This is a genomic window from Dehalococcoidia bacterium, assembly GCA_035310145.1.
Classification (GTDB): domain Bacteria; phylum Chloroflexota; class Dehalococcoidia; order CAUJGQ01; family CAUJGQ01; genus CALFMN01.
In genome coordinates this window covers 1-2,527 of the sequence record DATGEL010000116.1, presented here as the reverse complement: position 1 = coordinate 2,527, position 2,527 = coordinate 1, and the positions used below count along the sequence as shown (strand labels likewise).

The following is a 2,527-nucleotide window of genomic DNA, read 5'->3' as shown; positions in this document are numbered from 1 at the left end:
GATAATAACTACATCAATTACCTGGTTTCCACGAAGGACGGTCGTGTGCTCACTGGGATCCTGGCGGCGGAGACGGCGACCAGCGTGACGCTGAAGCGCGCGGAGGGGCAAAGCGATACCGTGCTGCGGAAGGATATCGAGGAGATTACCTCAACAGGAATTTCGCTGATGCCGGAGGGGCTGGAGAAGAGCGTCAGCGTGGCGGAGATGGCGGATTTGTTGCGGTTCCTCAAGGACTGGCGCTACCTGGATGGCAGCGTACCGACGGCGCCGCCGGGGCGCTAAGCCGCGGGCGCACGACGCGGTTTGTGATTAGGCCGCGCGGCGGCTACGGCGTTGCCCGGTCGCTGCCGCTTCGCGACGACGCCAGAAGTCCGCCAGCGGTTCGTCGTCACTCAATTGGTCCGCTCGTAGCTGCAGCAGCGCTTCGGCACCCGCTTCCGACCAGAACTTCTCCGTCCCTTTCACGCGCCGGTTCACTTGCTTCACCGTCGATTCCATGAGGCTGCTCGTGATGGGCAGCCCCTGCCGGCGGTACTCGTCGTAGTGCATCTTGTCCCGCTGGTTGCCCAGATAAGTTAAGGTTCGCGCCACCACCGCGCGCGGACTCGTGTCGGGCTCGTCCGCCTCCGGCATGCCCAGTTCGGCTTGGCGGTCGTGCAACGCGACGATCACCTCGGCCACCCGGCCCTGCCAGACCCACGTAATCCACTGCTCGTAAATCGCCCAGCCGATCACGCGTGACCGCCCCGCCGTCGCCGCCGCATACACATACGACAGCGCGTGGATGAAGTCCAAGATCGGCACGAACGACCCGAAACATCGCCGCCGTAAGCGCCAATGGTTGGCCGACCCATCGCCCACGAACGCGCGCCGCCGGGCCCCCTGGAATCCCTGCGCCCACGCCGCCTGCGCCACGATGGGTGCGAACGTCGGCCACGGCTGACGCGAGGCCAGGACCTGCCGGCGCTGCACCACCGGCGGCTGATAGACGGGCGCGGCCGGCGCGGCCGGCGCGGCTGCCGCCGCCGCTGCGGGTGCCATCGCCGGATCGGCGGCATCCGCCAGCGGTCCTTTGACGTGGCGGGATAGGTCACGGGCTAGGGCCTCCATCCGCGCCGCATCCAGGAACGCGGCCGGCAAGGTCGGACAGGGATCGGTGGTGGACACCGGACTATCCAGGGTCAGCAGCAGCGCCATCTTGTCTTCCCGCCAGTGACCGGCAGGGATCGGCTCGGCCTCCCAGGTCTCGCGCGCCGCCGCGGCGGTTTCGGTCGTTGCCGCCGGTGCTGCCGCCGTGGCCGGCTCGGCCGGCGCCAGCGCGGCGCGATCCAGGATCTGCAAGCGGCCGCCGTCGGCCATCACCGCGGCCACCTCCGGCGCCGCCACGCCTGCGGGCACGCCGAATTTCTCCGGCAACGGCAATGCCTGAAACGCCGCCACCAGCGCGTCGCGCTCCGCCACGCGCTCGGCGCCGATGCGCCGGGTCAGCCGCTCGACTTGTTTGACCGACACCGCCGTATCGGCCAGTCGCTCCAGCAGGTCATGGCCCTCGGCGAACGATCGGCTCACGGTGCCCGCGTAGGTAATCTTCTGTTGCAAACGCGGGCTGACCTCGCATTGGTCAATGCCCAGGCTTTTGGATTGAGGGAAAAAAAGACCGCCGGCAGCGGTCGCAGTAGCCTTCCGGCTCGGCCCAGACGGCCTCGCCGGCGTCCGTCTCGAGCAGGCGTTGATTGCGCCCCGTACAGTCCAGGGGCTGTTGGCAGCTCGGGCAGAGCCGCGCCGGCGCCGGCCCCGCGGCATGCGCGGTGGCCTGACGTGTGAGAGCCTCGGCCAGCATGGCTTCGCTCAGCGCGGTGCGCAGCGTGACGAACAATTCCTCGATGTCGGAAAGCTTGGTGCCCCAGCCAGGGCCGTCGGGCCCATATAGCTTGTCGATGAGGTTTTTGGCGACGCCTTCCAAATACGGCTGCACTTTTTCGACTTGCGGAGTGGTTTTTCGGGCTCGCGCCATCCCTGGCTCCTTTCGGAACTTGGGTCAAACGAGTGAACGGACTGCCCCTGGCCAATGTATGGCTCCGCATCGCCAGCTGCAAACCGCGTCGTGCGCCCTGAACTCGTCCACGGCGCGTCGGCGGCTTGACCGCCGGCCGCCGTGCGATCACAATGGGCGAATCGACCATTGCCGGGACCAAGGGACAGCAATGCCGTGGCCGCTCTCCCAGGACTACAACGAGGCGGTTCAAGACCCCCGCCTCTGCTTCGCCGATGACGAGCTGCGCGCTGCCCAGGTCGCCACGAACGCCCTCGGGCTGCCGATGCCGCGCTCGGGCAACTTTGCCGACGTGTACGAGCTGCGCTCCGCGTCCGGCGATCGGCGCTGGGCGGTCAAGTGCTTCACGCGCCCCGCGCCCGGCCAGCGCGAACGCTACGCGGCCATCAGCGAGCATCTGCGCCAGGCCCGGCTGCGGTTCACGGTCGAGTTCCAGTACCTGGAGCAAGGCATCCGCGTCGCCGGGCAGTG

Annotated in this window: 4 protein-coding genes; 2 read left to right on the top strand and 2 right to left on the bottom strand. The window is 68.1% G+C overall.

Annotation, left to right across the window (positions count from 1 at the left end; translation table 11 throughout):
• A partial coding sequence (locus VKV26_21765) for a hypothetical protein (protein HLZ72542.1) occupies positions 1 to 285 on the top strand: 285 nt, incomplete at its 5' end.
• 27 nt (positions 286 to 312) lie between these two features.
• On the opposite strand, the gene VKV26_21760 is transcribed toward VKV26_21765, so the two are convergent.
• A complete protein-coding gene (locus tag VKV26_21760; GenBank protein HLZ72541.1) occupies positions 313 to 1,602 on the bottom strand; it encodes a hypothetical protein in 1,290 nt (429 codons plus the stop codon).
• Positions 1,603 to 1,624: 22 nt separating this feature from the next.
• Positions 1,625 to 2,017 carry a hypothetical protein gene (locus VKV26_21755; GenBank protein HLZ72540.1) on the bottom strand — a complete coding sequence of 131 codons (393 nt, stop codon included), beginning with the start codon at positions 2,015 to 2,017 and terminating at the stop codon, positions 1,625 to 1,627.
• 190 nt (positions 2,018 to 2,207) lie between these two features.
• Between VKV26_21755 and VKV26_21750 the strand changes: the two genes are divergently transcribed.
• On the top strand, positions 2,208 to 2,527 hold a 320-nt coding region (locus VKV26_21750; protein HLZ72539.1), incomplete at its 3' end, for a hypothetical protein.

Excerpts from the sequence above, each read along its gene's own strand:
- VKV26_21755 (HLZ72540.1), bottom strand. The coding sequence starts at position 2,017 with ATGGCGCGAGCCCGAAAAACCACTCCGCAAGTCGAAAAAGTGCAGCCG.